This is a genomic window from Buttiauxella sp. AC142, assembly GCF_979253435.1.
In genome coordinates, this window is sequence record NZ_CEEDCH010000001.1 from 438,663 (window position 1) to 464,518 (window position 25,856).

At 48.2% G+C, this 25,856-nt stretch carries 13 protein-coding genes, 1 tRNA gene, 3 rRNA genes and 1 pseudogene; 14 read left to right on the forward strand and 4 right to left on the reverse strand.

Going from position 1 to position 25,856, the window contains the following annotated elements; genetic code table 11:
* Nucleotides 1-77: 77 nt before the first annotated feature.
* The 3 genes from AC0IWZ_RS02030 to pglZ are packed head-to-tail and all read left to right on the forward strand — an operon-like array spanning nt 78 to nt 7,338.
* Entirely contained in the window at nt 78-3,503 is a 3,426-nt protein-coding gene (locus AC0IWZ_RS02030) for an Eco57I restriction-modification methylase domain-containing protein (RefSeq protein ID WP_471678252.1), read from the forward strand.
* Entirely contained in the window at nt 3,500-5,299 is a 1,800-nt protein-coding gene (locus AC0IWZ_RS02035) for a DUF262 domain-containing protein (protein WP_471678251.1), read from the forward strand. Before AC0IWZ_RS02030 ends, AC0IWZ_RS02035 begins: the two co-directional genes overlap by 4 nt.
* A 2-nt stretch (nt 5,300-5,301) precedes the next feature.
* Nucleotides 5,302-7,338: a BREX-1 system phosphatase PglZ type B gene (pglZ, locus tag AC0IWZ_RS02040; RefSeq protein ID WP_471678250.1), complete on the forward strand. Its 2,037-nt coding sequence runs from the start codon at nt 5,302-5,304 to the stop codon at nt 7,336-7,338.
* 67 nt (nt 7,339-7,405) lie between these two features.
* Here the strand turns inward: pglZ and AC0IWZ_RS02045 are convergent, their stop codons facing one another.
* From AC0IWZ_RS02045 to AC0IWZ_RS02060, 4 genes are all read right to left on the reverse strand, one after another.
* Entirely contained in the window at nt 7,406-9,220 is a 1,815-nt protein-coding gene (locus AC0IWZ_RS02045) for a DEAD/DEAH box helicase family protein (RefSeq protein WP_471678249.1), read from the reverse strand.
* An 81-nt stretch (nt 9,221-9,301) separates the two neighbouring features.
* Nucleotides 9,302-11,299 (reverse strand): DEAD/DEAH box helicase family protein, encoded by a 1,998-nt coding sequence (locus AC0IWZ_RS02050; RefSeq protein WP_471678248.1) that lies wholly within the window; start codon nt 11,297-11,299, stop codon nt 9,302-9,304.
* A gap of 224 nt (nt 11,300-11,523) precedes the next feature.
* Complete coding sequence (locus tag AC0IWZ_RS02055) at nt 11,524-12,780, reverse strand: GTPase (protein WP_471678247.1); 1,257 nt, start codon at nt 12,778-12,780, stop codon at nt 11,524-11,526.
* A gap of 60 nt (nt 12,781-12,840) precedes the next feature.
* Nucleotides 12,841-13,206, reverse strand: coding sequence for a hypothetical protein (locus tag AC0IWZ_RS02060; protein ID WP_413536264.1), 366 nt, complete (start codon nt 13,204-13,206; stop codon nt 12,841-12,843).
* Nucleotides 13,207-13,338: 132 nt separating this feature from the next.
* On the opposite strand from AC0IWZ_RS02060, the gene AC0IWZ_RS02065 reads away from it, so the two are divergent.
* The 11 genes and pseudogenes from AC0IWZ_RS02065 (at nt 13,339) to tauD (ending at nt 25,846) form a co-directional block, all read left to right on the forward strand.
* Complete coding sequence (locus AC0IWZ_RS02065) at nt 13,339-15,009, forward strand: sigma 54-interacting transcriptional regulator (RefSeq protein ID WP_471678246.1); 1,671 nt, start codon at nt 13,339-13,341, stop codon at nt 15,007-15,009.
* A 624-nt stretch (nt 15,010-15,633) separates the two neighbouring features.
* A pseudogene (locus AC0IWZ_RS02070) lies at nt 15,634-15,772 on the forward strand (IS3 family transposase); the annotation flags it as partial.
* Nucleotides 15,773-16,463: 691 nt separating this feature from the next.
* A 16S ribosomal RNA gene (locus AC0IWZ_RS02075) occupies nt 16,464-18,003 on the forward strand.
* Between the two features lie 90 nt (nt 18,004-18,093).
* Nucleotides 18,094-18,169 (forward strand) — tRNA-Glu (locus tag AC0IWZ_RS02080).
* A gap of 218 nt (nt 18,170-18,387) precedes the next feature.
* Nucleotides 18,388-21,296: ribosomal RNA gene (locus tag AC0IWZ_RS02085) — 23S ribosomal RNA — on the forward strand.
* A 112-nt stretch (nt 21,297-21,408) separates the two neighbouring features.
* Nucleotides 21,409-21,524, forward strand: a 5S ribosomal RNA gene (gene rrf / locus AC0IWZ_RS02090).
* The 16S, 23S and 5S rRNA genes sit together here with 1 tRNA gene alongside, the layout of an rRNA operon.
* A 220-nt stretch (nt 21,525-21,744) precedes the next feature.
* Nucleotides 21,745-22,218, forward strand: a complete 474-nt coding sequence (locus tag AC0IWZ_RS02095) for a VOC family protein (RefSeq protein WP_034493164.1) — start codon at nt 21,745-21,747, stop codon at nt 22,216-22,218.
* Between the two features lie 206 nt (nt 22,219-22,424).
* Nucleotides 22,425-23,399: a taurine ABC transporter substrate-binding protein gene (gene tauA / locus AC0IWZ_RS02100; RefSeq protein WP_034493165.1), complete on the forward strand. Its 975-nt coding sequence runs from the start codon at nt 22,425-22,427 to the stop codon at nt 23,397-23,399.
* A gap of 10 nt (nt 23,400-23,409) precedes the next feature.
* The gene (gene tauB, locus AC0IWZ_RS02105; protein ID WP_115631076.1) at nt 23,410-24,177 is read left to right on the forward strand and encodes a taurine ABC transporter ATP-binding subunit; all 768 of its coding nucleotides are present in this window, start codon (nt 23,410-23,412) and stop codon (nt 24,175-24,177) included.
* On the forward strand, nt 24,174-25,001 hold the full coding sequence (gene tauC, locus AC0IWZ_RS02110) for a taurine ABC transporter permease TauC (RefSeq protein WP_471678245.1): 828 nt from the start codon (nt 24,174-24,176) through the stop codon (nt 24,999-25,001). The genes tauB and tauC overlap by 4 nt, the downstream gene beginning before the upstream one ends.
* Nucleotides 24,998-25,846: a taurine dioxygenase gene (gene tauD, locus AC0IWZ_RS02115; RefSeq protein ID WP_034493169.1), complete on the forward strand. Its 849-nt coding sequence runs from the start codon at nt 24,998-25,000 to the stop codon at nt 25,844-25,846. Before tauC ends, tauD begins: the two co-directional genes overlap by 4 nt.
* The last annotated feature ends 10 nt before the right edge of the window (nt 25,847-25,856 follow it).

A 25,856-nucleotide genomic window follows, 5' to 3' on the forward strand; every position in this document is an offset into this window, starting at 1 on the left:
CCCTGACAATCATGTCAGGGCCCCTGATTTGAATCGAAATGCATAATTAGAAATTAAACTTCATTTAAGAGCTCTACATGCGACAGTCACTGGATAAAACACTAAGAAATCATCTGGAAAAAACCGTTGTTCGGGCCCGCGAACTGATAGAAAAAGCTGCCTCAGAGGCGTTAACTCGTTTAGGTGTAGAAACAGCAGAAGCGCCAGCTTATCTGAATGACAATGAGCGTAAGCTGCGTAATCGCCTGCGTGCCCACGCTCGTCAGCTGGGTGATAAGCTGCAATCTAATGGTGTGCAGGGTGCTGAACACCTGCGGGCGGAAGTCAGTTATGAGCACTGGCATCGTATGTTGTTTGCCCGCTTTCTGGAGCAAAACAATCTGTTGATGTTGGATAAATACCTTGCCGTCACGCTGGCAGAGTGTCAGGAATATGCCCAAGAGGAAGGCTGCAAAGATGGCTGGGAACTGGCAGGAAAGCTGGCACAGAAAATGTTACCCCAGGTATTTCGAACTGACTCTCCTGTGTTTGAGCTGCAGATCCCTGTCGACCACATCCGCGAGTTAGAAGATTTAATTCTGACCCTGCCAGGAGAAGTATTTCAGGCACAGGATAGCCTGGGATGGTGTTATCAGTTCTGGCAAAGCAAACGTAAAGAGGAGGTGAATGCGGCGGGTATCCCTATCGGTGCTGATGAGTTAAGCCCAGTCACGCAGCTGTTTACCGAACCTTATATGGTTAGCTTCTTGCTGGATAACAGCCTGGGTGCCTGGTGGGCGAAAAAACAGCTGACGGATGCGGATTTACGCTCGGCAAGTGATGAGAAAACCTTGCGTCAGGTTGCTACTATAGAGGGTGTTCCGCTGGAATATCTGCGTTTTGTTAAAACCAGCGATGAGCAGGGCGAGTTATGGCAAGCCGCCGGCGGCTGGTTTAATGGCTGGCCACAGGAAATCAGCGCCCTGAAAACTCTGGATCCGTGCTGTGGTTCAGGTCATTTTCTGGTCGCATTGTTCCTGATGTTGGTACCAATGCGTATGCAGCTTGAAGGGCTCGATGCCAAAACCGCTGTTGCTAAGGTACTTTTTGATAACCTTCATGGTCTTGAGCTTGACAGCCGTTGCGTGGAGATTGCTGCTTTTGCGCTGGCGCTGGAGGCCTGGCGCTATCCGGGAGCTGGCGGCTATCGTAGTCTGCCAGCTCTGAATATTGCCTGCTCCGGGCTCGACGTCAGTGCTGCTACACAGGAATGGCAGGCTCTGACTAAAAACAATCCAAATATTAGCGAGGCGCTCAACTGGTTTACCCGAGCCTTTAAAAACGCGCCTGTGCTGGGCAGTCTGATTAATGTCAATACGGTTTATTACGAGGGGAAAACAGAAGGAAAACAAGCGCCTTGGCAAGTCATTCTTGATGTGCAAGCTTCAACAGATGATGAAGCAAAAACAGCCCAAGTGACAGCTCAGGGGCTCGCTAAGGCGGCACAACTAATGTCGAAAAACTATAGCCTGGTGGCAACGAATGTACCTTATCTGGCACGTGGTAAGCAGTGCGATATCTTAAAAGATTATTGTGAGAGTTACTTCCCTGAAGCAAAAACTGATTTGGCTACAGTTTTCCTAGAGCGCTGTCTGGATTTCAGTCTAAAAGGTGGCTGCTCGACTATTGTATTGCCGCAAAACTGGCTGTTCTTGACAAGTTATAAGAAATTCCGAGAAAAGTTGCTTACTGAGGATACTTGGAACCTGGTGGCACGTTTAGGGCCGAAGGGATTTCAGACACCAATGTGGGATTTTAATGTTCAGCTGATCACTCTTACTAAAGATGCTCCACCTAAAGGTGCTTTGTTACAGGGACTGGATGTATCTGCGCCTAAAACCGCAGCAGAGAAAGCAGAACAACTGTTGGTTGAGCCGCTGAAAGGGGTTATACAGGCGAAACAGTTACAGAACCCCGATTCGATAGTGCAGCTAGATATACACAGTTCTGAATGGCTTTTGGGACATTTTGCATCTTGCTTCCAAGGTACTTCTACGGGTGATAATCCGAGATTTGTAAGAGTGTTTTGGGAGTCCAGCGTGATTGCAGAATCATGGAAATTAATGGAATCAGTCTCCCATGAATCACAGCACTATGGTGGTAAAAATTCAGTGATTAACTGGAACGCTGTAGTTGAATTTACTGGTTCAGCAACTCGTGGTTGGGATGTATTTGATAATACTGGAGTAGCGATTGGCCAGATGGCTCAGCTTCCTGCGACTATTTATTTAGGACAACGTTTTCCTAATACTACTCCAGTAATTATCACAAAAAACAAAGACTATTTGCCTGCTGTTTGGGCGCTTTGTATGTCTGACTCTTTCTCATTGGAATTGAGGAAAATCAATCAAAAATTAAGTGTCGATAATGGATATGTAGCTAAGATTCCTTTTGATTTAGCACATTGGACAAGAGTTGCAAATGAGCAGTATCCAATTGGTTTACCTAAACCCTACACCAACGACCCTACCCAATGGATCTTCCACGGCCATCCTTGTGGCTCGGTAGTCTGGGATGAAGAGAAAAAATGGACTGCCATCACGAAGAAACGTACCGATGATACCGTGCTACAAGTAGCCGTTGCTCGTTTACTAGGTTACCGCTGGCCCGCAGAGCTGTATAATAAGATTACGCTTGCTGACGAGATGTTTCACTGGCTTACCAAGTGTGATGATCTGCTCAAATTAGTAGATGATGATGGCATAGTCTGTCTTCCAGCGCTACGCGGGGAAAAAGCCGCAGCTTCTCGCTTGGAAGCCATGTTGCAGGCTGCCTATGAAGACGACTGGTCATCCATTGTGCTGAGTGATCTGCTTGCCAGTGTTGGTAGTAAGAGTCTGGAAACCTGGCTGCGGGATAAATTCTTTGAACAACACTGCAAGCTCTTTCAGCACCGTCCGTTTATCTGGCAAATCTGGGATGGGCTGAAAGATGGATTCTCAGTACTGGTCAACTACCATAAGCTCAATTACCAGGGTTTAGAACGCCTGATTTATACCTATCTTGGGGATTGGATCCGTACCCAAGAGCACGGCTTTAAAGAAGGAATTGATGGTGCGGAAAGTCGTTTGATGGCGGCTAAAAACCTAAAAGATACTCTGGAAGCTATTCTTAAAGGAGATGCCATCACCGGCAAGAATGGTCTCGACATTTTTGTGCGCTGGAAACCGTTACACGAACAGCCTATGGGCTGGAACCCGGACTTAAATGATGGTGTGCGCCTTAATATCCGTCCGTTTATGCAGGCACCAGATGTAGATAAGAAGGGAGCCGGTGTTTTGCGCACTAAGCCCAATATTAAGTGGGGTAAAGATCGCGGCAACGATGTTGAATCGGCCTCCTGGTATCATCTTGGCCTGCAATATGGTGAAAAAGAAGGGGCCCGTATCAATGACCACCATATTAGCCTTGCAGATAAAAAAGCTGCCAGAGACGAACATGCAAATAAGGAAAATCACGGATGATTAAATCAGTATTCAACTATCCGGTGTCAACCTTGTTGGATATTGAAGTTGGGGTGGTATATGCCATCCCACGTTATCAACGGGAGTATACCTGGGGTAAATGGCAATGGGATGCCTTATTTGAGGATCTATTAGAAAACGACCTTAATTACTACTTGGGGTCGATTATCTGTATCAACCAAAGTACAGATACGCTGGCTCTGCAGCAGTTAGAGTTGGTGGATGGCCAACAGCGAATGACCACATTGTCATTATTGTTAGCTGCCATTTATGCAAGCTACAACCAGTTGGGCATTGAACTTGAGATGGAGCAGCAGATAGAGCTGTATAACCTGAAGCATAAATTGGTGCTAAAAAAGAATGCGGACCAGCCCCGGTTAGTACCTCAGGTGCAAAATGCCAACCAGCAGGATTACCTGGCGGTGTTGAAAGAGGCAGGCATTCTTAAAGAGGCTGAGTGGGTTTCCAATGCAGGTAATCGTCGGGTATTTCGTGCCTATCGACATTTTTTAATGCGTATTGAACAGTATGTCAGTGAGAGCGAAACCCCATTGCAGGCACTGAATGCGCTACTTGATAAAGTCAATGCATCTACTCTGGTAAAAATAGAGGTGGCAAGTCATTCAGATGCTTACACCCTGTTTGAGTCACTTAACAATCGCGGTGTGCCTCTTACCGCGATTGATTTAATGAAAAACAAGCTACTGGCGAAGATCGAACAGATTGAGCCGGGCAGTATTGATAAGTCTTTTATCAGCTGGACCAAAGTGATGGAAGCCCTAGGGGATGATTATGGGGTACAAGAGCGTTTTTTCCGTCAGTACTACAATGCGTTCAAGCCCGAGTTAAAAGATATCGTCAATGTACCAGTAGCGACGAAATCTAATCTTATTCAAATTTTTGAAAAATTGATTGCTCATGATCCGCATCAATTCCTGCAAATGATGCGTAGCCATTCTAACTGGTATGCGCAGATTGTAGGGAATTGCGAAGTTCGGGATGAACCTAAACTAACAAAACTGCTTAAAAGTCTGGATAGAATTCAAGGAGCTCCTTCTTATCTCTTATTGCTAATGTTGTTTGCCAGACGACAGGATTTAGCGTTGAGCATTGAGCACATTGAAAAAGTGGTCACTTTCCTGATCAACTTCTTTGTCCGTAGGAACACCACAGATGTGCCCGCTACTCGGGATTTAAACCGCATCTTTATGGAATTAACCGAAATTCTGCGAAGCTGCCAAGGTGAGCAAGTTGTCAGTACTATTGCTAATACCCTGGGGTCTGTCAGTACCTCAGATGAGCATTTCCGCCAAGCGCTTAGTGGTGGCCTATATGAAGAAAATAGCTGGGTCTGTCGCTTTATTTTGTGTGCTCTTGAAGAAAGCATGATGACCAAGGAAAACCAAGTAGATCTGTGGGCGGTAGAAAGTAAACAATATGTGTGGACCATCGAGCACGTATTTCCCCAAGGAATAAATATACCGGACTCTTGGGTAGATATGCTGGCAGATGGTGATAAAACGCTGGCGGAGCAGTATCGTCAAAGTCATGTGCACAAGCTTGGTAACTTGACAATCTCGGGTTACAACAGCTCTTTAGGGAATAAGAGTTTTTTAGAAAAGCGCGATCGTACAACCCGTGATAAACGCCCTGTAGGCTATAACAATGGGTTGTATTTAAATCAGGAGTTGGCTGTTGCCGAGACGTGGTCAGTAGAACTAATTGAGCAAAGAACAGCAATGATGGTGGATAAGGCCCTGACTCTTTTTAGTTTGCCGGGTGTAGTCAGGAGGTAACAATGCAAGTCATCGATAAATTGATTGAACAGCTGCGCGGTAGCGCGAAGCATAATCCTGCGGTGCAGGAAGCCCCAGCAGCAGTGCTTTGGACAGACGAAGCTTGCCAATGGCAAAGTGCAATGCCATTGATTAAACAATATATTCCGGAGTTACTCGAGCTTGGTGAGTATCAACCAAATGAGCGCATAGGCCCAGCTATTTGGTTGAAGTGCGCAATTGCTGGTGTATTAGAGGATGTTACGTTGCCTGAAGGGCGTACACCAATTATTTACCTTCCAAAAATTGGACGTAAAGCATTGCGCGCGATTGAAGAATGCCCGGACTATTTACGTCCGTTGGCTGAGCTGCAATATCGTGGAAGCTGGTGGGCATATAATACTGCTGGCCGTGACTGGAGTATTAGTTCTTTTCTAACCAATCCAAGAGTTGGGCTTGAGTTGGATGTAGCCAAAGATAAAAACACATTAGATGTTATTCCTCAGATTTTAAAAGATCTTTTAGAGACCCGTGTTGAAGACTTACAAGGTAAGCGTCTTGAGGCTAAAGATTTTCAATCTTTAGTTTTTAATGACCCTATTAAGGATCTGCTTGGGTGGTTAAATCATCCAGAGGGTAAGCGTAGTCAGTGGGATGACAACAAGTGGCTGCTTTTCTGCAAAACGTGCTCCAGTCAATTTGGCTATGAACCATCAGATGCTAACTATTCTCAAATGCTCGCAGCTTTGTTATCCGCACAAGGTTCGTGGCAAGAAGTGTGGCTGCGTTTCGTAGATACAGCACATAACCTATCTGGGTTAATTAGCGCACTTCGTACTATAACACCTGATTTGGCTGCGGATTTAAGTCACTATCCAGGCGAAAATACTCATGATGAGCAGAGTCTTGCAAATATGCTTGCGGGGCTGCATGAACATGAGCTTTCCGCTGTTAGAGGTAGGATTGCTTCGCTTTATCAGCAGCATAAAGAGCGTGAAAGCTGGCTTTGGTATCGATTGGGGGAATCTAAATACCTCGAGATTTTGGCTCATCTGGCAAAAGTAGCCGAGTTAACTCAGCAAGTTTTCAATCACCAGTCTCCTGCAGAGATGGCGGAGCTTTATGAAGAACATTTCTGGCAAGCAGATGCTGCGGCATTGCAGGCGATGGCTTTGGCGAAGGAGCCAAGTCAACAAGAATTAGTCGCTAATGTGCTGAAGCTGATCTATTCGCCCTGGCTGAACGAAGTATCACTGAACTTCCAAAAGTTAGTAAAACTAAATGGATATCCTGGTAATAATGAAATTAAGGAAGCTACGGCTGATTACCAGGCAAAAGGGATGGTGGTGTTTTTTGTAGACGGTTTGCGTTTTGACTGTGCTAAAAAACTAGAACAAAAGCTTGATGCGCGTAATTTAGTTGTCGGTGTAAAAACACAGTGGAGTGCGTTGCCATCACTGACTGATACCGCGAAAGCAGCTGTTACTCCTGTTGCTGGTTTGCTGAACGGAGCTTTTGATTCGCAGGACTTTAAGCCTTCGGTAGCCGCAACCGGCAGTGAATTCAGTAGCTATCAATTAAAAAAAGCCTTAGCTCAGCAAGGTTGGCAATACTTAGAAGGGTTGGATACTGGCGAGCCTGATGGCTTGGCTTGGCTGCAAACGGGAGACCTGGATAACTTGGGGCACCAGCAGCAACGAAAATTGCCTTTAGGTATTGATGACGTACTTGAAGAAGTTGCTGATAGGATTTGTCATTTATTGAATGCAGGATGGAAACAAATCCGTGTTGTTACGGATCACGGTTGGCTATGGTTACCAGACCAATTACCAAAAGCTGAACTCGAAAAGCCTTTGGTTCGGAAGTACCTATCAAGATGTGCCATTCTCAAAGATAACGCCACTACAAGTTTGCCTCAGGTTGAGTGGTATTGGAACTCTGCGGTGTCTCTTGCTATGGCGCCTGGCGTCAGTGCATTCACCGCTGGGGATTATTACAATCATGGCGGTTTAAGTTTGCAAGAATGCCTGACACCTGTACTTAAAGTTACTAAGGACTAGAATTTTATTACTTAAAATAAGTTTCACTAAGTGTTTGCTAAAAGCCGCTTTTATAAGCGGCTTTTAGCTATTTGAAGACGCTGGAATTGCGGATGCGAGATAGCTGTTTTGTAGTTATTTTTTTTTGTTCTGTTACTTCGCTAGAGTAGTCTCCACGCTGATACAGCACCATGATTGTATCGTCATATTCACAACCTAAGGCTTCACTCATTTCCCGCATATCCTCTTGGTCCATGGCACGTTTGTAAGCATCTTTTTGTTTAGAAAGATTATAAATACTGAATACACTCGCGACTATGCGTTTGTCAGCAGTGGTCTCTCCGCCACCAGGATTAACAATTAAGTTGAATTCTACATCTTCACCCAGCTCCAAACGTGCATTAAAATCTAGCACTCTCATCTTCGCACAGCTCGGCGAGAAGTCATTATAGGTGGCTCCATTTACCCACTGTGCTTTTATCCAGTTTCTATCATCACCTCGCATCGCGCGACCAGCTTTAGGATAGGGCGCTCCTTCATTCAGGAATTCGTCACGAATTAGTTTGATAGCCTCAAGCAGTTCTGGATCGTTGGTATAGGCACTGAAATCAGCTTCTGACTCAGACAATTTTCCAGGAATAACTAGGTAGCTTTGAGTTAAGAATGTTTCCGAATCATCACGTTTTTTGGTGATTACCGTTTCGGTAGAAGGGGCGATAAACATTCCTCGGTCAAAGCCTCTGACTTGATATTTCGTACAAATATCTTCAAATGAATGCCGTAACCCATCGAAATCATTCAATTCATCACTGGCCTCGAGATGATCAAGTAGTTCAGAGTATGCTCGAACAGCTTCCAGGTTTGTAAAATGTTTCGCCTGAGTATTCTGGTGGTATCCACATGCTCTGCCAACGTTGGCTTGTACCACTGCGGCTATATTGGCAATAGAGCTATCCCATGTGTTTATTAGCGTGTTTTTCATTTCTTGGCCAAAGTTAATACCAGCGCGAAATCCAGCCACAGTGATAGCGATTAGCTTTTCATCAAACATTGCTGCTGTTTCGTACTCTCGTTTGAAGTCATCTATAGATGAGAGTTCGTGCTCGTCAACGCCAACAAGCTTTTGACCAATGATTAAGATTTGCTCCTCATCTACACCTTGATTAATCAGTACTTGTTTGGCTATGTTTGCTTGACTTGATGGAACCCTAATCAGTGACCAGCCTACGCCCTGATGTTCTTTAAACTGGCGTATAAAGCGCTTTTGTAGCAGTGAATCTTCACAAAAATCGCGTTGATCATCGTCGAGTTTGACCAGCTGGTTACTGCGATGCATTTGTCGAATGCCATGATATTCATCGCTAGTTTTGTGAAATACCAAAGACGTATTGAAGCTGTGACGTAGAATGGAATCTTCGCTAGCTGAGTAGAGTGAACTAAATGGAGTTGCGGAAATAAATGCAACTTTACAGTCTACATTATCTTGTTCCAGGTAATTAAATACCTTTTCATAGCGAACACTATCAATGCCAGAACCATAGTGACACTCATCGATGATGATGAGCTTAGGTGGTTGGCGCTTAAAATCCGCTTTAAGCGCATTATCTATATTCGTGAAGTTGCTAACAACGACATTTTTGCAGGGTGCAAGGTCACGCTTTGCTTGCTCTTGAAGTGCAAGATCTGCCATTGTCAGAAGATATAAAGTATCTTTTAAGTATTTCCGGTTAGCCAATAATTCATCGGGTAAAGAGAGTCGCTGAAGGCAGGCAAGGGCAAGAGCGATACCTGATTTTCCTGACTGCATTTCCGCTGCAACGACCACAGCTTTTGAGCCAGAGTTCAATTTAGAAAATGCTTTCTCAGCAGCGTTGCGTTGGTGCTCAAAAGTATTTTCAGCCATTGAGTACTGGACATAGTTGCGATGTTTATTTGGACTATTCATATGTAAATATAAAATTTAGGGGGCATACAGCCCCTTATATTAATAAGTAGATTCTGCTTTGTCGGAAAAATGGGATTCATCACTAAGCTCACCTGACTGTTCAGGAAGCTCGTTTTGCCGTGTCTTAGCAATAGTACGTTCAATGTCATATTCACCGCGCTTGTAGATAACAAGTAGGGTGTCATCATGCTCAACACTAAAGTAGTCGCACATCTCCCAAACATCTTCAAGAGTCATAATTTTCTTTGCAACATTTCGGCGAGATATGTTGTAAACACTAAAAATGGTTGCTACCACAAGCTTATCTTCAGATAACTCCCCGGAACCAGGTGCTACAATGCGGTTAAACTCTAAATATTCCCCATTATCAATTTGTTGGGTATGGGATTTAGTTTTTTCTTTTTGAGTACCGTCAGCGCGTGCCTTTTCGGGGTTATTGTAACTATCTCCATTGACCCAATGTGCCTTGATCCAGTTCTTGCTTTTACCTCGCATAGCTCGATTGCCTTTGACGCTTGGCGCACCTTTGATCGTGAACTCTTTGCGAATAATATCGATCGCCTGCAGAAGATACTTATCTTTGGTGTACTCGGTGAAGTCTGCATCATCGTCAAGAAGTTTAGCGGGTACAGCAATGTAGCTATCAGTTTTATAGGTTTCAACATCACCGATTGGGCGACGACGTTTGTATTTGATAGTTAACCCAACATCCAAACCGTTGACGTGGTATTCCTGACACACACCTTCAAAAAACTCTTTTAATCCTTCGAAATCAGACGCTGCGTGGTCAGAGCAGGTGTTTTCAAGATGATCCAGGATACAAGCATAAGCCTCAGCAGCATTTAAGTTAGTGAAATGAGTTGAAGAGTTGTTTTCATGGTAACCACATGCCCGGCCAATGTTGGCTTGCACCACTGCGGCGACACTGGCAACTGTACTATCCCACGTTGAGATGAGGTTATTTTTCATCATCGCACCGAAGTTGATACCAGCTCGAGCTCCGGCAACAGTAATAGCGATTAGTTTTTCTTCGAACAGCTGAGCATCATCAAACTCCTTTTTGAATTGCTCAATGCTGCAATGTTCGTCTTCTGGTACCCCTGCTAATGAATTACCAATAATGTAAACAGCATTCTCATCAATGCCTTGCGATATGAGAAACTGCTTAGCTTCCATCGCCAAACCAGCGGGTACTCTTACGAGTGACCATCCCATACCTTGATGATGCAGGAATTGTTGAACAAAATCATCGCGTTGAACTGACTTGCAAAGGAAATTACGACTTTCATCCTCAAGACCTTTGACTTTACTATTCATCAGCATCTCTCGAACGCCGTAGTATTCATCGCTAGTTTTGTGGAATACCAGACGGGTGTTAAAGTCTCGACGCAAGATTGAGTCTTTTAGGGCCTCTTCAGCAACATTTCGGGCTTGGGTTAATAGTTCTGCATCGTTATCATTTTTGGCTTCTTGTTGAAGCTCTAGAGCTTCTTGATATTCAGTCTCTGCACCATAGAGAGCACCGAAGGGGGTGGCAGAGATGAAGACGACTTTACAGCTATCGTTCTCTTGTTCCAGGTAGTCGAAGATCCTGCTGTATCGAACAGCAGAGACATTTGAGCCATAGTGGCATTCATCAATAATAATTAGCTTAGGTGGATTACCTTTAAATTCGTTTTCCAATGCCTTTTCGAAGTTAACAAAATTACTGACGACAACATTCTTGGCGAGCTTGAGGTCTTCTTCGGCTTGTTCTTTGAGGGCGGTATCAGGCATTGTAACTAGATAAAGTGTGTCTTTTAGCTGCTTACGGTTGCAAATATCAGTCTCGGAGAGACTTAGTCGCTGTAAGCAACACAGGGCTAGTGAAATACCCGATTTACCTGCCTGCATTTCGGCGGCTGTCACTACTGCTCGCACATTGCCAGTCAAAGCATCAAATACTTTGGTTGCCGCTGTTACTTGGTGCTGGTGTAGCGCTTTACTCTGAAGAACTGAAAGTACTAGTTGTCGGTGCTTTTGTGCTTGTGCGTTCAACTTTATGTTCCTAACTGATGTTAAACATAGAGCTATAAGACTACCTCTTATTTTAAGAGTGGCGAAGTGTTTGGTGATCTTGTAAGTATCCCTGTAAAATGGACCAATCCACTTTTATGGCACGACATTCAGCTACGACCATGCAAGAGGACTGATTGGCTTCTCTTAAGCGCGGAAGGAATGATTAAACTAGAGGCATGCCCCTAGTTTAATGTTCACCAAGGTTATTTCTGCTCGGCTTTCAGGTGCGCGGTCTCTTTACCCTGCGCTTCTAACTGATTCACCACCCAGTCAAACACGGCCTGCGCGCCGACCGGACCATTCTGTGACAAGCGCGGATCAGGGTCAAACGCCGTTTCAATCACATATGGGTTCTGCAAGCGTGTTTTGGCGACCTGAACCATCCTCTCTTTATCATTCGGGCGCAGCATATCTATCTTGTTCAGACAGACCAACACGGGCTTGCCCTCCGCTTTTAACTTCATTAGAGTCTCCACGTCATGACCCGACACACCACGGTTGATGTCGACCACCAGCAGGAACAGATCAGTGTGCTTTATGTTGTCATTCACCAAGTCATTGACCTCGGAACGAACGTCGTGAAATCCAGGGAAGTTAATCAATTTAATAGTGCCGGTGTGCCCCAGGTCATACACCTTGGTATCGGATGTTGAGCCAGCAATGGGATTGATATTGCCGGTATCAACACCGTATACGCTATTAAAGAGCGCATCTTTGCCGACGGAGCCATCACCTACCACGCTGATGGTCAGGCGTTTCAATACGTTCTGACGCAGCATCGCGATATGTACGATTGCCGGGACCGTCTTACGAAACGCGGGGCCTGCGATTTCTACCGCCAGCCATGCACCGGAAGCGATCCAACCAATTGGCCCCATGAATGCGCCTACACCGCGCACCAGAGCCGCATTTGCCGCAAAGTTGAGGCCATTACCCATCAGCGAGCGGGCTAGCATATTGGCCAGAATGACGGACATCCGATATACCGCAAAACCACCAAACTGGTTCAGCATCACCTGCGAGGCCATTAATGTGCCCGCCAGAATCGCCCCCTGGTCTTTGTCGGAAAGATTCATTGAACGCATCAGCGCGCTGCGTTCCTCATCGCTCATTTTTTTCAGGGCATCGGAAAAGAGATGCTGAATAATTAATTCTTCGTTGATCTCTACTGATTTATCTTTGCTGACCCCTCTAACCTTGAGTTTTTCACCAACGTCGCAGACGATTTCTTCATACTTTATCCCCTCGCCGTTACGAAACAGGCTGGCGATATCGTTGCTGCCCATTTTGCGTAGGTAATCGGCGATTTTCTGCGCATCGGTACGGGTGCTGCTGCGATCTATCTGCAGTTTCAGTTCATCTGGGTTAGTGCCAAGGTAGCCAAGCAGTGGAGTAATGTCTTCTTTGTTCTGTGCCAGAGTGCGTTGTAAAACATCAACGAGTGAAAGAGTCTTACTCATTATTTTTTCCTTTTGGGCAGGTACTGCGCCGTGTCGCAAAACCTGCGTTCACTGTAAAAGTTAGGCTAACGCCAGGACAAGGTTGTTGCTGTCGGCTGCCGGATAAACGGTAATACGCACTTGTGCTAAAGCGGCCCCTGCTGCGCTCCCGAGCAGAGCACCGCTCAACGCGCCGAACACGCCGCCGCACATCGCACCCACCACCGTGCCGGTTGCCGCTCCTGCGGCACAAAAGACAATGACACGCTCGGTTGACGCATCTTTAAACTGAACTGTAATACGACGTGCTTTGCAGAAAACACGCAGTTCGCTCTCAACGCTGTGCAATAAACTGGCAGGGATTTCGAAGCGAGTCCCTTTGGCTTTTACGGCAATAAAGGCTAACAGTTTACTGATATGGTCCGGACTCGCAATTTGGATATTCATCGTTGTATCTCTTCAGTTGTGGGTAGTGATATTCCTATAGCGAATTGCGTGCCAACTTTTTAAATTAAAATTAAATGCTATTTATCAATGTGTTAATTATCATGTGCTTTATGTTGACTTCATCGTTGAGTGGTGGAATCATCATTTAGTGTCTTACTTGATGATGAAATCGAAATCATGGATGTCCGGGTTCTCAATTTTAGTGTTGAAAAATGCCCCGCCAATTTGGCACCTTATTGGCATCAGGTCAGCCCGGAACCCACTTCCCAACAGATGATTTCGCTTACCCGTGATATCACCGATATGATTTCGCAAGCCGTGATGAACGAATGGAAGCAGGTGCTGAAATTGCTCCTGGAACAGGAAAATATCAAAGCGCTGGCGAAAACGTACCCGGACTTTTTGCAGTGGATCGAGTTCATTGCAGTTCAAGGACCTGGTGTTGTTTTGCAAAACGAGCGCGATTCTTTTCCTGCCACCCTCATAACGGATCCCTACGACCGGCTTAATGATCACCTTTTTGTCAGCCAAGCACGAGCAATCGTGACGCGAAAAACCATTTTTTTACTACCTGATAGCTCCCCATCAGGCTCAGCGCTACATCAGGCGGATGATCGTAACGAATTTATCCGCTCGCTTTCGGCATTGCTTAGTGCAGGCAATACTTCTATCGCACTGGCAAAATCGGGGCACAAGGCCGGTGGTGAAGATTCAATCTTTCGTACCGTGTTAGCATCACTGTTCGCCAGAAACTCGCAGCTACGAATGGATGAAGACACCGGTATCCACATCAAGCCCGGTCCCTTGCTTATTGAGGGGGATACGGGTACCGGAAAAAGTGCCGCGGCAAAACATCTAGCCACGAAGATGGGTAAAGCGATGGTTGAAATCAACCTTGCCGCCGTCAGTGAAACATTGCTGGAAACTCGTATGCGAGGTTCAATAAAAGGTGTATTTACCGACGCAACCGAAAAAAAAGGTTTTTTTGAAGAAGCACACAACGGCGTGCTCTTCCTTGATGAGCTGCAAAGCGCAAGTCTGGCCTCACAAACACAGCTACTGGATTTACTCTCTGCCATCAGCAATGAGGTCTGGATCAGTAGAGTGGGGGATGATGCGGTAAAGAGAAAATACGATGTCAAGGTGGTACTCGCCGTCAATGAGCCCGTCTCGCGCCTGCTGGCCGAAGGCCGGTTGCGCCGCGATCTATTTCACCGCATCCGCGACGTGGTGAAATTCAAATCCCTTAATAATCTGTTTGCACAAGATAACGCCCGCGCGTTGTTAACCCACATCCTGACGCTCTACCGATGGAAATCCTTTGATCTGCCCGCCTTTGCCAGCGATGGAAAAGCGAAACAGGCGCTGTCGCAGCTTTTCACAGTTTATGATGAGGGTGTCATTGAGAAAATATTGCGCGCCCCTTGGCCAGGAAACTTCCGCCAGCTTGAGCGCTTTGCCTGGGATCTCTTCTTTGTCCTCGGCGAGAGCACTGGAGTGACCAACGACCTTATCGACCGTCTGCTGAAAGAGGAGGCGAACCGTATTCCGTCCTCCTTTATTGAGACCGAGCCAACTGCCCCTACAATATTCAGTGAAGTGGAAACTATCATCAAAAAGCACCATTTCAACCTGAAAGCCTCGCTGCCAGAACTCGGTGTGTACCGACTGCGAACCTACAACGCCCTGAAAGGTTTTATCCGGGAAAACAAAGCCCACTTCAGCGAGGGCTTTCTGGCTGACTCCAAAATTACGAAGATCATCACTTCCGTGATTGCAGGACGGAAAATATCTGCAAAATAAAAGAATCGTGGCTCCCTTTGCATTTTCCTCTCAAAATCAAAGTGCAATCATTTCTACACTGACGCGGTTTTGACGGTCAACATACGAGGAAAGTACGATTTCAATACTTTCATCGACCCAAACGGTGCGTGGCACCTAACTGAAGTGATCAAAATAGGGAAATACCTTAAAGACGTGCTGGTCTATGCGGAAGAATGTAGTGGCGCTGAGCAGACCTCTCCGACCGTGAAATAACGGAAAATTTTATTAAATGATTCAATTAATTAGAATATAAGGCGAGTGACTATCTCCCCGTTGATTAACACACTGCGATGTTAGTAATGTCTTCATCAGCAACAGCAACAGCAACGTGAAGCCATCTCCATGATAATGATTATCAGATTATCTCAGTGTAACTGTAGTGATGTGATGGACGCCCATTCCCAAGGTAGTCAGTACCTTGCTGACTGCATTAATCCGGGAGAGCATCATATGAAAACGATCAAAGTTATTGGTATCGATATTGCCAAATCTGTTTTTCAGGTTTGTGTCTGGTTGATTGATGGTTCTGTTGCCTGGAACAGAAAGGTATCTGAACCGCCCCGGTAATCCTGGATACTACACTCTTTGAGAGAGGTAACCATGATGATAAAACACAACCGATTTCCCCCAGAAGTTCGTCAACGCGCTTTTCGCATGGTTCTGGAAAAGCAGAACACCTACAACTCACAATGGGCTGCTTTCTGCTCCATTGCCCCTAAGATCGGCTGCGCTCCCAAGACATTCCGCATCTGGATATGTCAGCAAGAGCCCGCTGATGAGCAATATCTGGCACTGACAGCCAGCGAAGCCAGCATCTGAAAGAACTGGAGCGTGAGAACCGGGAACTGCGTCGCAGCAATGACATTCTGCGTCAGGCTTCAGCGTATTTTGCCCAGGCGGAGTTCGTATATGGGCGCCTCCTTTTTGCCAGCTAATTTTTTTGCCGTTTTAACCCAGAAGGTGAGGTTATTAAGGGGAGTCGACCAGTTTTGTGGATAACTTTGTGCACAACTGCGTATAAGGCGGGGTTTTGCTGTGGAATGCAGCAGTCAGTCAAATTACTGCATATTTAGGGTTGCAGCCTCAGAAGAACTCCCTATAATGCGCCTCCATCGACACGGAACATGTGAACAACATCACAGAGTCACGGCGGCGATGAGAGTCAAATATCCTGAAATTAAGGGTTGACTCTGAAAGAGGAAAGCGTAATATACGCCACCTCGAGTTAGCAAGCGAAAGCGCGTAACTCACTGCTCTTTAACAATTTATCAGACAATCTGTGTGGGCACTCGCAGGATTGATATCTCAGATACCTTCGGGTATCAAAAAAATATCAAGTCTTGAAGAGTGACCAAGCAGTAATTCATTTAGTTGAATTATTACGAAAGTTAATTTTTGAGCACCGCTTCACGAGTTGAAGCAAATCAAGCTTTTAATTGAAGAGTTTGATCATGGCTCAGATTGAACGCTGGCGGCAGGCCTAACACATGCAAGTCGAGCGGTAGCACAGGGAGCTTGCTCCTGGGTGACGAGCGGCGGACGGGTGAGTAATGTCTGGGAAACTGCCTGATGGAGGGGGATAACTACTGGAAACGGTAGCTAATACCGCATAACGTCTTCGGACCAAAGAGGGGGACCTTCGGGCCTCTTGCCATCAGATGTGCCCAGATGGGATTAGCTAGTAGGTGAGGTAATGGCTCACCTAGGCGACGATCCCTAGCTGGTCTGAGAGGATGACCAGCCACACTGGAACTGAGACACGGTCCAGACTCCTACGGGAGGCAGCAGTGGGGAATATTGCACAATGGGCGCAAGCCTGATGCAGCCATGCCGCGTGTATGAAGAAGGCCTTCGGGTTGTAAAGTACTTTCAGCGAGGAGGAAGGCATTGTGGTTAATAACCGCAGTGATTGACGTTACTCGCAGAAGAAGCACCGGCTAACTCCGTGCCAGCAGCCGCGGTAATACGGAGGGTGCAAGCGTTAATCGGAATTACTGGGCGTAAAGCGCACGCAGGCGGTCTGTCAAGTCGGATGTGAAATCCCCGGGCTCAACCTGGGAACTGCATTCGAAACTGGCAGGCTAGAGTCTTGTAGAGGGGGGTAGAATTCCAGGTGTAGCGGTGAAATGCGTAGAGATCTGGAGGAATACCGGTGGCGAAGGCGGCCCCCTGGACAAAGACTGACGCTCAGGTGCGAAAGCGTGGGGAGCAAACAGGATTAGATACCCTGGTAGTCCACGCCGTAAACGATGTCGACTTGGAGGTTGTTCCCTTGAGGAGTGGCTTCCGGAGCTAACGCGTTAAGTCGACCGCCTGGGGAGTACGGCCGCAAGGTTAAAACTCAAATGAATTGACGGGGGCCCGCACAAGCGGTGGAGCATGTGGTTTAATTCGATGCAACGCGAAGAACCTTACCTACTCTTGACATCCACGGAATTCGGCAGAGATGCCTTAGTGCCTTCGGGAACCGTGAGACAGGTGCTGCATGGCTGTCGTCAGCTCGTGTTGTGAAATGTTGGGTTAAGTCCCGCAACGAGCGCAACCCTTATCCTTTGTTGCCAGCGGTTCGGCCGGGAACTCAAAGGAGACTGCCAGTGATAAACTGGAGGAAGGTGGGGATGACGTCAAGTCATCATGGCCCTTACGAGTAGGGCTACACACGTGCTACAATGGCGCATACAAAGAGAAGCGACCTCGCGAGAGCAAGCGGACCTCATAAAGTGCGTCGTAGTCCGGATCGGAGTCTGCAACTCGACTCCGTGAAGTCGGAATCGCTAGTAATCGTAGATCAGAATGCTACGGTGAATACGTTCCCGGGCCTTGTACACACCGCCCGTCACACCATGGGAGTGGGTTGCAAAAGAAGTAGGTAGCTTAACCTTCGGGAGGGCGCTTACCACTTTGTGATTCATGACTGGGGTGAAGTCGTAACAAGGTAACCGTAGGGGAACCTGCGGTTGGATCACCTCCTTACCTGAAAGATACGAACTTGCGTAGTGCTCACACAGATTGTCTGATAGAAGTAAATGAGCAAAAAGCGATATCCTGCAAAGGATCATTCGTGTCCCCATCGTCTAGAGGCCCAGGACACTGCCCTTTCACGGCTGTAACAGGGGTTCGAATCCCCTTGGGGACGCCATCTTCGATAATGATGTGAAAGACATTATCAATAAATATCTCAAAACTGACTTTCGAGTCACGTTTGAGATATTGCTCTTTAAAAATCCGGAACAAGCTGAAAATTGAAACGACATGTCGTCTCATTCCTCCGTAATAAGGAATGGGAATACGATATGTTCGAGTCTCTCAAATTTTCACAACATCGATTGTGTCTCACGAGACATCTTCGGGTTGTGAGGTTAAGCGACTAAGCGTACACGGTGGATGCCCTGGCAGTCAGAGGCGATGAAGGACGTGCTAATCTGCGATAAGCGTCGGTAAGGTGATATGAACCGTTATAACCGACGATTTCCGAATGGGGAAACCCAGTGCAATTCGTTGCACTATCGTTAAGTGAATACATAGCTTAACGAAGCGAACCGGGGGAACTGAAACATCTAAGTACCCCGAGGAAAAGAAATCAACCGAGATTCCCCCAGTAGCGGCGAGCGAACGGGGAGCAGCCCAGAGTCTGAATCAGTTTGTGTATTAGTGGAAGCGTCTGGAAAGTCGCAGGGTACAGGGTGATACTCCCGTACACAAAAATGCACATGCTGTGAACTCGAAGAGTAGGGCGGGACACGTGGTATCCTGTCTGAATATGGGGGGACCATCCTCCAAGGCTAAATACTCCTGACTGACCGATAGTGAACCAGTACCGTGAGGGAAAGGCGAAAAGAACCCCGGCGAGGGGAGTGAAACAGAACCTGAAACCGTGTACGTACAAGCAGTGGGAGCCTCTTTTATGGGGTGACTGCGTACCTTTTGTATAATGGGTCAGCGACTTATATTCTGTAGCAAGGTTAACCGTATAGGGGAGCCGCAGGGAAACCGAGTCTTAACTGGGCGTTAAGTTGCAGGGTATAGACCCGAAACCCGGTGATCTAGCCATGGGCAGGTTGAAGGTTGGGTAACACTAACTGGAGGACCGAACCGACTAATGTTGAAAAATTAGCGGATGACTTGTGGCTGGGGGTGAAAGGCCAATCAAACCGGGAGATAGCTGGTTCTCCCCGAAAGCTATTTAGGTAGCGCCTCGTGAACTCATCTTCGGGGGTAGAGCACTGTTTCGGCTAGGGGGCCATCCCGGCTTACCAACCCGATGCAAACTACGAATACCGAAGAATGTTATCACGGGAGACACACGGCGGGTGCTAACGTCCGTCGTGAAGAGGGAAACAACCCAGACCGCCAGCTAAGGTCCCAAAGTCATGGTTAAGTGGGAAACGATGTGGGAAGGCACAGACAGCCAGGATGTTGGCTTAGAAGCAGCCATCATTTAAAGAAAGCGTAATAGCTCACTGGTCGAGTCGGCCTGCGCGGAAGATGTAACGGGGCTAAACCATGCACCGAAGCTGCGGCAGCGACGCTTATGCGTTGTTGGGTAGGGGAGCGTTCTGTAAGCCGTTGAAGCTGGACTGTGAGGTCTGGTGGAGGTATCAGAAGTGCGAATGCTGACATAAGTAACGATAAAGCGGGTGAAAAACCCGCTCGCCGGAAGACCAAGGGTTCCTGTCCAACGTTAATCGGGGCAGGGTGAGTCGACCCCTAAGGCGAGGCCGAAAGGCGTAGTCGATGGGAAACAGGTTAATATTCCTGTACTCGGTGTTACTGCGAAGGGGGGACGGAGAGGGCTATGTTAGCCGGGCGACGGTTGTCCCGGTTTAAGCATGTAGGCGGAGAGTTTAGGTAAATCCGGACTCTTATCTAACGCTGAGGTGTGATGACGAGGCACTACGGTGCTGAAGTAACAAATGCCGCACTTCCAGGAAAAGCCTCTAAGCATCAGGTAACAACGAATCGTACCCCAAACCGACACAGGTGGTCAGGTAGAGAATACCAAGGCGCTTGAGAGAACTCGGGTGAAGGAACTAGGCAAAATGGTGCCGTAACTTCGGGAGAAGGCACGCTGTCGGTAGGTGAAGTCCCTCGCGGATGGAGCTGAAGGCAGTCGAAGATACCAGCTGGCTGCAACTGTTTATTAAAAACACAGCACTGTGCAAACACGAAAGTGGACGTATACGGTGTGACGCCTGCCCGGTGCCGGAAGGTTAATTGATGGGGTTAAGCGCAAGCTGAAGCTCTTGATCGAAGCCCCGGTAAACGGCGGCCGTAACTATAACGGTCCTAAGGTAGCGAAATTCCTTGTCGGGTAAGTTCCGACCTGCACGAATGGCGTAATGATGGCCAGGCTGTCTCCACCCGAGACTCAGTGAAATTGAAATCGCTGTGAAGATGCAGTGTACCCGCGGCAAGACGGAAAGACCCCGTGAACCTTTACTATAGCTTGACACTGAACATTGAGCCTTGATGTGTAGGATAGGTGGGAGGCTTTGAAGTGTGGACGCCAGTCTGCATGGAGCCAACCTTGAAATACCACCCTTTAATGTTTGATGTTCTAACGTAGACCCGTGATCCGGGTTGCGGACAGTGTCTGGTGGGTAGTTTGACTGGGGCGGTCTCCTCCTAAAGCGTAACGGAGGAGCACGAAGGTTAGCTAATCACGGTCGGACATCGTGAGGTTAGTGCAAAGGCATAAGCTAGCTTGACTGCGAGAGTGACGGCTCGAGCAGGTGCGAAAGCAGGTCTTAGTGATCCGGTGGTTCTGAATGGAAGGGCCATCGCTCAACGGATAAAAGGTACTCCGGGGATAACAGGCTGATACCGCCCAAGAGTTCATATCGACGGCGGTGTTTGGCACCTCGATGTCGGCTCATCACATCCTGGGGCTGAAGTAGGTCCCAAGGGTATGGCTGTTCGCCATTTAAAGTGGTACGCGAGCTGGGTTTAGAACGTCGTGAGACAGTTCGGTCCCTATCTGCCGTGGGCGCTGGAGAATTGAGGGGGGCTGCTCCTAGTACGAGAGGACCGGAGTGGACGCATCACTGGTGTTCGGGTTGTCATGCCAATGGCATTGCCCGGTAGCTAAATGCGGAAAAGATAAGCGCTGAAAGCATCTAAGCGCGAAACTTGCCCCGAGATGAGTTCTCCCTGACCCTTTAAGGGTCCTGAAGGAACGTTGAAGACTACGACGTTGATAGGCTGGGTGTGTAAGCGTAGCGATACGTTGAGCTAACCAGTACTAATGATCCGTGAGGCTTAACCTTACAACACCGAAGGTGTTTTGGTTGAGAGACTAAGCATTTGATTTTCAGCTTGAACCGAGATTTTAAGTCGATGGTTGTGTGAACAGCATAACGGTTGATGAAACAGAATATGCCTGGCGGCAGTAGCGCGGTGGTCCCACCTGACCCCATGCCGAACTCAGAAGTGAAACGCCGTAGCGCCGATGGTAGTGTGGGGTCTCCCCATGCGAGAGTAGGGAACTGCCAGGCTCCAAATAAGTGTAAAGCCCTGTACTGACGTACAGGGCTTTTTGCTGTCTGTAATTTATGCAAATCCGTTAAGCGATACAGAGCACAGAACACACCTCTTTCAGCCACATGAATCACATCCGGTACATACTTATGGGTGGTAAAACATAAAAGGCGCAATGCTAATAAGGCACTGCGGGTACGGTTATCGGAACTGAGAACATGACAAGCAGGCTAACTTATGGCTAAGAATACTATCTGTCTTTGGTACGACCATGACGCGGAAGCCGCCGCTCATTTCTATGCTGCAACCTTTCCAGACAGCAGCGTAGGTGCAGTTATCCCCGCCCCCGGCGACTATCCGGATGGAAAAGCTGGAGACACAATCGTTGTCGAGTTTGTCGTTGCGGGTGTGTCATGCATCGGCCTCAACGGCGGACCACATTTCAAACATAGCGAAGCTTTTTCCTTCCAGATTTCGACAGAAGATCAGGCAGAAACGGATCGCTACTGGAACGCAATTGTCGACAACGGTGGTCAGGAAAGCGAATGCGGCTGGTGCAAAGATAAATGGGGTATTAGCTGGCAAATCACCCCGCGCGTGCTGACCGAAGCTTTGGCTACAGGCGGAGACACTGCCAGGCGCGCGTTTGAAGCGATGATGACGATGAAGAAAATAGACGTTGCTGCAATCAAAACGGCGATACATAGCTGATAAGTCTGAGTTAATACATGATCACTACGGGCCTTTTGGCCCGTATCTTTCTCCTGAATACCACCCCATTTCGATTCCCATCCCCCAACTATCCTTCCCCAAAATTCATCTAAAAACATAAACGCATTAGCGATAATTTTTAATTCTTTTATCTAATTCTCGCCATTAGAAATACTGTTCCTATCAAAAATACAGGAGCACTCATCATGGTAGCGAAACGACATTCTCTCTGGCTGGCAGCACTAGCCCTTATCGCAACGCCGGTCTTCGCTGTGGATGTCACCGTGGCATATCAAACATCCGCTGAACCCGCCAAAGTCGCGCAGGCTGATAACGCTTTTGCCAAAGATAGCGGCGCAAAAGTGGAATGGCGTAAGTTCGACAGCGGCGCAAGTGTTGTGCGTGCGTTGGCATCGGGCGATGTACAGATTGGCAATATCGGCTCCAGCCCGCTTGCGGTGGCAGCAAGCCAAAAAGTGCCTATCGAAGTGTTCCTGCTCGCCTCGCAGTTAGGTAACTCCGAAGCGCTGGTTGTAAAGAAAGGCATCACCAACCCGAAAGATTTGATTGGCAAGCGTATTGCCGTGCCGTTCATTTCCACCACGCATTACAGCCTGCTGGCAGCACTCAAACACTGGGGAATAAAACCCGGCCAGGTTGAAATTCTGAACCTTCAGCCACCGGCAATAATTGCCGCCTGGCAGCGCGGTGATATCGACGGAGCATATGTCTGGGCACCGGCGGTCAACGAGCTGGAGAAAGATGGCACTGTGTTGACCGACTCCGCGCAAGTGGGCAAATGGGGCGCGCCAACGTTGGATGTTTGGGTAGTGCGTAAAGATTTCGCGCAGCAGCATCCGGAAGTGGTGGAAGCCTTTGCTAAAAGCGCTCTCGCTGCCCAGAAAAGCTATATCGATAACCCTGATGAATGGCTGAAGCAGCCGGACAACCTGAGCAAACTCTCTCGTCTGAGTGGCGTGCCAGAAAGCGACGTTCCGGTACTGGTGAAGGGTAATACCTACCTAACAGCCAGCCAACAAACTGAGCAGCTCAGCGGCCCGGTAAATAAAGCGATTGTCGATACCGCGCAGTTCCTGAAAGCGCAGGGTAAAGTCCCAGCGGTAGAAACGGATTACAGTCAATTCGTCACCGACCGTTTCGTGAAAACGCTGGCGCAGTAAGGAGTTAGCCATGTTACAGGTTTCGCATTTAAGCGCAGATTACGACGGAAAAACCGTTCTCAATGATATCAATCTGACGGTGGACGAGGGCGAGTTGATGGTGGTCCTGGGCCCGTCCGGTTGTGGGAAAACTACGCTGCTAAACCTGATTGCGGGCTTTGTTCCTTACCACTCAGGCAATATTACGCTTGCGGGTAAACAGGTTACGGGGCCAGGCGCTGAGCGCGGCGTGGTGTTCCAACATGAAGGATTATTACCGTGGCGCACGGTGCTGGATAACGTCGCGTTTGGCCTGCAACTTGCCGGGCAACCGAGGCCGCAGCGTGAGGAAATTGCCCTTGATATGCTGCGCAAAGTGGGTCTGGAAGATAAGGCGAAACGCGCCATCTGGCAACTCTCCGGCGGGCAGCGTCAGCGCGTGGGAATTGCTCGTGCGCTCGCCACTCGTCCGCAACTATTATTGCTCGATGAACCTTTTGGGGCGCTGGATGCATTTACCCGCGAGCAGATGCAGACACTGTTACTAAAACTCTGGCATGAAAGCCGCCGTCAGGTGCTGCTGATTACACATGATATTGAAGAAGCAGTTTTCCTGGCGACCGAACTGGTGCTGCTTTCTCCTGGGCCTGGGCGCGTGCTGGAACGTTTGCCGCTTGATTTTGGCCGTCGATTTACGGAAGGCGAGCCATGCCGCAGCATCAAATCCGACCCTGAATTTATCGCGAAGCGTGAGTACGTGCTGAGCCGGGTGTTTGAACAACGTGAGGGCTTTTTATGAGCATCGTTATTCAGGATAAAGCCCGCCGCACACGGCTGGTGTTGCGTTGGCCGTTCTCGCGCCAGCTTACGCTAAGCCTTGCGACACTCACCGCCATCATTTTGTTGTGGTGGTGGGTCGCGGCTGAGCAGTGGATTAGCCCGCTATTTTTACCACCTCCAGGCCAGGTGCTGACAAAACTCATTAGCATCGCCGGGCCGCGAGGTTTTATGGATGCCACGCTCTGGCAGCATCTTGCCGCAAGCCTGTTGCGCATTCTTACCGCGTTGCTGGCGGCGGTGCTGATAGGCATTCCGGTCGGTATTGCGATGGGGCTTAGCCCAACGGTGCGCGGCATTCTCGACCCGTTAATTGAGTTATATCGCCCGGTGCCGCCACTGGCTTATCTGCCGCTGATGGTGATTTGGTTTGGCATCGGGGAGACATCGAAAATCTTGCTGATTTACCTGGCGATATTCGCGCCGGTTGCGATGTCAACGATGGCTGGCGTGCGCAGTGCGAAACAGGTACGCGTTCGGGCAGCCGAAGCACTAGGCGCATCACGCCTACAGGTGGTCTGGCATGTGATTTTACCCGGCGCGCTGCCAGAAATTCTGACCGGTTTTCGTATCGGGCTTGGCGTTGGCTGGTCAACCCTGGTTGCGGCTGAACTTATCGCCGCCACACGTGGATTAGGTTTTATGGTTCAGTCCGCCGGTGAATTTCTGGCAACTGACGTAGTGATTGCAGGTATCGGCGTGATTGCAGTTATCGCATTTTGTTTAGAACTGGGTTTACGCGCCTTGCAGCGCCGCTTAACCCCATGGCATGGAGAAGGGCAATGAGTGAAAAAGTGAATATTTTGCCGTTGGGGCCATACATTGGCGCGCAGGTGACTGGTGTCACGCTGAGCCGCGGTTTGACCGATAACCAGTTTGAGCAGATTTATCACGCGTTAATCCGCCATCAGGTGTTGTTCCTGCGCGACCAGCCGATTACGCCAGCTCAACAGCGTACACTGGCGCAGCGGTTTGGCGATCTGCATATCCACCCGGTTTATCCGCATGCGCAAGGCGTGGAAGAGATTATCGTGCTGGATACGCACAACGATAACCCGCCTGATAACGATAACTGGCACACCGATGTGACGTTCATCGAAACGCCGCCAGCCGGTGCGATACTGGCAGCAAAACAGCTTCCAGAATTCGGTGGTGATACATTGTGGACCAGTGGCATTGCCGCATTCGAGGCACTTTCAGAACCGTTCAAGCGCTTGCTCTCAGGGCTGAAGGCAGAACATGATTTCCGCAAATCATTCCCGGAGTATAAACATCTCGATAGCGAAGAAGAGCATCAGCGCTGGCGCGAAGCCGTAGTCAAAAATCCTCCGCTACTGCATCCGGTGATTCGAACACATCCGGTAAGTGGCAAGCAGGCGCTGTTTGTGAATGAAGGATTCACAACGCGGATTGTCGACCTCTCTCAAAAAGAGAGTGATGCGCTGCTCTCATTCCTTTTCGCGCATATTACAAAACCCGAGTTCCAGGTGCGCTGGCGTTGGCAGGAAAATGACATTGCCATCTGGGATAACCGAGTCACGCAGCATTATGCGAACGCCGATTATCTTCCGGCTCGACGCATCATGCATCGTGCGACGATTTTAGGGGACAAGCCTTTCTGGCGCGGATAATGCGATTTTC

Coding starts and splice junctions, on each gene's coding strand:
- AC0IWZ_RS02030 (WP_471678252.1), top strand. CDS start 78: ATGCGACAGTCACTGGATAAAACACTAAGAAATCATCTGGAAAAAACC.
- AC0IWZ_RS02035 (WP_471678251.1), top strand. CDS start 3,500: ATGATTAAATCAGTATTCAACTATCCGGTGTCAACCTTGTTGGATATT.
- pglZ (WP_471678250.1), top strand. CDS start 5,302: ATGCAAGTCATCGATAAATTGATTGAACAGCTGCGCGGTAGCGCGAAG.
- AC0IWZ_RS02045 (WP_471678249.1), bottom strand. CDS start 9,220: ATGGCTGAAAATACTTTTGAGCACCAACGCAACGCTGCTGAGAAAGCA.
- AC0IWZ_RS02055 (WP_471678247.1), bottom strand. CDS start 12,780: ATGAGTAAGACTCTTTCACTCGTTGATGTTTTACAACGCACTCTGGCA.
- AC0IWZ_RS02060 (WP_413536264.1), bottom strand. CDS start 13,206: ATGAATATCCAAATTGCGAGTCCGGACCATATCAGTAAACTGTTAGCC.
- AC0IWZ_RS02095 (WP_034493164.1), top strand. CDS start 21,745: ATGGCTAAGAATACTATCTGTCTTTGGTACGACCATGACGCGGAAGCC.
- tauA (WP_034493165.1), top strand. CDS start 22,425: ATGGTAGCGAAACGACATTCTCTCTGGCTGGCAGCACTAGCCCTTATC.
- tauB (WP_115631076.1), top strand. CDS start 23,410: ATGTTACAGGTTTCGCATTTAAGCGCAGATTACGACGGAAAAACCGTT.
- tauC (WP_471678245.1), top strand. CDS start 24,174: ATGAGCATCGTTATTCAGGATAAAGCCCGCCGCACACGGCTGGTGTTG.
- tauD (WP_034493169.1), top strand. CDS start 24,998: ATGAGTGAAAAAGTGAATATTTTGCCGTTGGGGCCATACATTGGCGCG.